This window comes from Sandarakinorhabdus sp., from assembly GCF_041689835.1.
Classification (GTDB): domain Bacteria; phylum Pseudomonadota; class Alphaproteobacteria; order Sphingomonadales; family Sphingomonadaceae; genus Sandarakinorhabdus.
In genome coordinates, this window is record NZ_JBDNFM010000135.1 from 1 (window position 1) to 3,851 (window position 3,851).

The following is a 3,851-nucleotide window of genomic DNA, read 5'->3' on the forward strand; positions in this document are numbered from 1 at the left end:
TGATCGCCGCGCTGATCAACACCGCCAACATCGCCCGGCTGGCCATCGACCGGCGTTACCAATCGCTGTGGCCGGCACTGGAAGCCCGGCTGGGCCCCGGCGCCGACATTGCCGATGCCGCCTTCATCGCGGCGGCCGAAAAGCGCCTGGCCGCCAATCCGCAATCGATCGTGGCCCGCGCCGGCGTCGCCGAAGCGCTCAACATCGCCAGCAAGGAACCCGAAGCGCTGGAGCGCATCAAGGACATCGGCGCCGCCCCTGAAGCATTGGCCAAGCTGAACAACCGCGAATTGTGGACGCTCAACCTCAAGGCCGCGCTGCTGAGCGATGCCGGCCGCGCCAACGAGGCGTTGGCGCTGTTGGACGCGGTGGCAGCTTTGCCCACCGAAGGCCGGCCCAGCGGCCTGGCGTTTCGCATCATCGCCGCCGACATGGCCGAAGAAGCCGGCCGCCACGCCGATGCCCTGGCCCGTGTCACCGCCGCCGACAGCGCTGACCTCAATGACTTTGGCAAACAGGCCCTGACCGGCATCCGGGTCTGCGCGCACACCCGTTCCGGCAAGCCGGCCGATGCACAGAAGGCCGGTGCCGCTCTGCCCGCCGGATGGGCCAAGGACGCCAACAACCGCGCGCTGCAAGCCGCCTTCGCTTGCCTGGGCCGCCTCGACGCCGCCGCCGCCGTAATGATCAAGCGGCTGGAAACCGAAGACAGCCGCGATGATGCATTGTTCGAATTGCAGCCCTTCCTGGTCAACGACAGGCCCAGCGCGCCCGACCGGGTGACCAAGGCAACGATGCGCACCCTGAAAGCCCGGCCCGACGTTAAGGCCGCCTTCCTGAAATGGGGCCGCGACCTGCCAACCGCGATCAGCCCGCCGCGCTAACGCCGGAACCGGTCCCTCAGCTCGAATTTCAGCACCTTGCCGGCCGGGTTGCGCGGCAGCGCGTCGACGATTTCCAGCCGGGTCGGCAGCTTGTAGCGGGCCAGACGTTCGGTGGCCCAGGCGCGCAGGGTTTCGATATCCAGCGCCGCGCCGGCTTTCAAGGCGGCCACCGCGGTGACGCTTTCGCCCCATTTTTCATCGGGTTCGCCAAAAATCGCCACTTCGACAACGTCGTCATGCGCATAGAGCACGGCTTCGACTTCGGCCGGATAGATATTCTCGCCGCCGCTGATGATCATGTCCTTCAGGCGGTCGCAGATATACAAAAAGCCGTCATCGTCGAGGTAACCGATGTCGCCCGAATGGAACCAGCCTTCGGCATCGATGGCCGCTGCGGTGGCTTCGGGTTTGTTCCAGTAGCCGCGCATGATGTTGGGGCCGCGCATGATCACTTCGCCGCGCTCGTTCGGGCCGAGCGGCGTGCGGCCGTCGTCGCCCACGATGCGCAGATCGACGAAAAACGCCGGCTTTCCGGCCGAACCCAGCTTGGCCAGCGCGAAATCATTGCCGAGGAACGTGCCCGAAGGCGCGGTTTCGGTCAGGCCATAGCCCTGATTCATCGGCACGCCGCGCGCGTTGTACAAGCGCAGCAGCGGCTCGGGCACGGGGGCGCCGCCGCACAGGATCATCTTGAGGCTCGACAAGTCTGCGCTGGCAAAATCCGGCTGCTGGCTGATGAACAGCAGCATGGCCGGCACGGCGAACGTTGTGGTGACCCGGTAGGCCGCGACATCGGAGAGGAACCGCGCCGGATCAAAATTCCGGTGCAGGATGACATGCCCACCCTTTTGCCAAGCCGACAGCGGCGTGACGTTCAACCCGCCGATGTGGAACAACGGTGCCATCACGATGGACACATCACTCTCGCTGATGTCGGCCCCCAGCGAACCGTTGACGTTGGCCCACCAGAAATTGCCGTGGGTCAGCATGACCCCCTTGGGCCGGCCGGTAGTGCCCGACGTGTACATGATCACCGCGATGTCATCATCGGCGGTCTCCACGCCTTGCGCCAATGGCGCCGCGTCGCCAACAAAGTCTGCAATCGGCTGCCAGCCCGGCGCCGGGCCATCAGCTGACAGGAAGCACCGGCAGCCCAGCCGGTCGCGAACGCTGTCGATCACCGGCCGATGCGGGCCATCTACCACCAACGTGTGCACGCCGGCATCGTTGACGATGTAATCCAGCTCCGGCCCCGTTAAGCGGAAATTGAGCGGCACAAAAATCGCGCCCAGCCGGGCGGCGGCAAACAAGAGATCGAAATACAGCGGCTGGTTGAGCCCGAGGAAGCCGACCCGGTCACCCCGGCAGATGCCGCCCGCCTTCAGCGCCGCGGCCAGGCGGTTGAGGTCGTGGTTCATCTGCCGATAGCTGCGGGTGCTGCCGTCAAACGTAAGCGCCGGGCGGTCCGGCGTTTGCAGCACGCGCCGGGTAAACCAGCTGCCCAGTCCGATATCCGCCCCTGCCATCGCCGTGCTCTCCAAAAATTTGCGTATCTTTGGTGTTGCCGGCAGCCGCCGTCAACAATCGGTCACTCGCCGGCAGCGCAGGCGTCGATTGCGGCCAGATGCCGGGCCTGATCGGCAGCGGACAGGAAGCTGCCGGTGAAACTGTTGCGGACGAGGCTGATGATCTCGGCCCGGTTCAGGTCAAGCGCGTCCGCCACGGCGATGAAATTGGCGTTCACATAACCGCCGAAATACGCCGGATCATCGCTGTTTACCGTGGCCTGCAAACCGGCGGACAGCATGCGGCGCAGCGGGTGGCTGGCCAGATCATCAACCACGCACAACTTCAGATTGGAAAGCGGGCAGACGGTGAGGGTGAGACCATCGTTGGCGATGCGTTCCACCAGCGCTGTATCCTCCAGCGCACGGTTGCCGTGGTCGATACGGTCCACCTTCAGCACATCCAATGCCTGCCAGACATACTCGGGCGGACCTTCCTCGCCGGCATGGGCGACGGTCTTCAGGCCCAGGCTGCGGGCGCGGGCAAAAACGCGGGCGAATTTCTCCGGCGGGTGGCCGACTTCGCTGGAATCGAGGCCTACACCGTGGATGAACGGCAGGAATGGCAGCGCTTCGTCCAGCGTCTTTTCGGCCTCGGATTCTGGCAAATGGCGCAGGAAGCACATGATCAGCCGCGACGTGATCCCGCGTTCCTCGGCCAGCGCCCGGGCAATGCCGCCGACCACGCTGGCGAACGCCACGCCGCGCACCGTGTGGCCCTGCGGATCAAAGAAAATCTCGACATGGCGCACCCCGTCGGCAGCGGCGCGGTTCAGATAGGCGGCGGTGAGATCAAAGAAATCCTGTTCGCATCGCAGCACCGCCATGCCCTGATAATAAATGTCGAGGAAATCCTGCAGGTTGGAGAAATCATACGCCGCGCGGATCGCCTCGATACTGCTGAACGCGAGCTTCACGCCGTTTCGCTGCGCCAGTGCAAACATCATTTCCGGTTCCAGGCTGCCTTCGATGTGCAGGTGCAGTTCGGCCTTGGGCAGGACGCCGATGAAGGCGGCGCGGGCCGCTGGGGACGCGAATCCGTTCACTTTGTCAGTCCGTTGATCGGGGCCAGGATCACGTCGGCGGCCGGCTTGTGGGCACGGATTTCCTCGGGCGTCAGTCCGTCGATCTCGTGCGGGAACACCAGCCAGTCGTCGCTTTCGTGGATGAAATAATCGGGTTCCAGCGCCGTCTGGTTGCGCGCCGGCTTGTACCACACTGTGGCGATGCGGATATCGGCGGGCGTGTTGGCGCGGCAGCGGGCGCGCAGCTCGGTCAGCACCGCCTCGATGCTGCGGCCACTATCAAACACGTCGTCGATCACCAGCAGCCGATCATCAGCGTTTAGCCCGGATTATTCATCAGAGGGTGCCTGAGGGGTTGGCGGGAGTAGCGTAACACA

3 protein-coding genes and 1 pseudogene are annotated in these 3,851 nt (G+C 64.7%); 1 reads left to right on the plus strand and 3 read right to left on the minus strand.

The features are described 5' to 3' along the window. The coding region (locus ACESL8_RS07350; protein ID WP_372917369.1) for a hypothetical protein at positions 1–884 on the plus strand (884 nt) is incomplete at its 5' end. Here the strand turns inward: ACESL8_RS07350 and ACESL8_RS07355 are convergent. The 3 genes and pseudogenes from ACESL8_RS07355 to ACESL8_RS07365 form a co-directional block, all read right to left on the minus strand. Continuing rightward, positions 881–2,410 carry a long-chain fatty acid--CoA ligase gene (locus ACESL8_RS07355; protein ID WP_372917371.1) on the minus strand — a complete coding sequence of 510 codons (1,530 nt, stop codon included), beginning with the start codon at positions 2,408–2,410 and terminating at the stop codon, positions 881–883. The genes ACESL8_RS07350 and ACESL8_RS07355 overlap by 4 nt on opposite strands. 62 nt (positions 2,411–2,472) lie before the next feature. Next, positions 2,473–3,495: an adenosine deaminase gene (locus ACESL8_RS07360; protein ID WP_372917373.1), complete on the minus strand. Its 1,023-nt coding sequence runs from the start codon at positions 3,493–3,495 to the stop codon at positions 2,473–2,475. Continuing rightward, positions 3,492–3,797: pseudogene (locus tag ACESL8_RS07365) on the minus strand (phosphoribosyltransferase); the annotation flags it as partial. The gene ACESL8_RS07360 and the pseudogene ACESL8_RS07365, both read right to left, overlap by 4 nt. Positions 3,798–3,851 lie beyond the last annotated feature (54 nt).

What these genes read in the sequence shown, in the direction of transcription:
- ACESL8_RS07355 (WP_372917371.1), bottom strand. Translation starts at nt 2,410, where the DNA reads ATGGCAGGGGCGGATATCGGACTGGGCAGCTGGTTTACCCGGCGCGTG.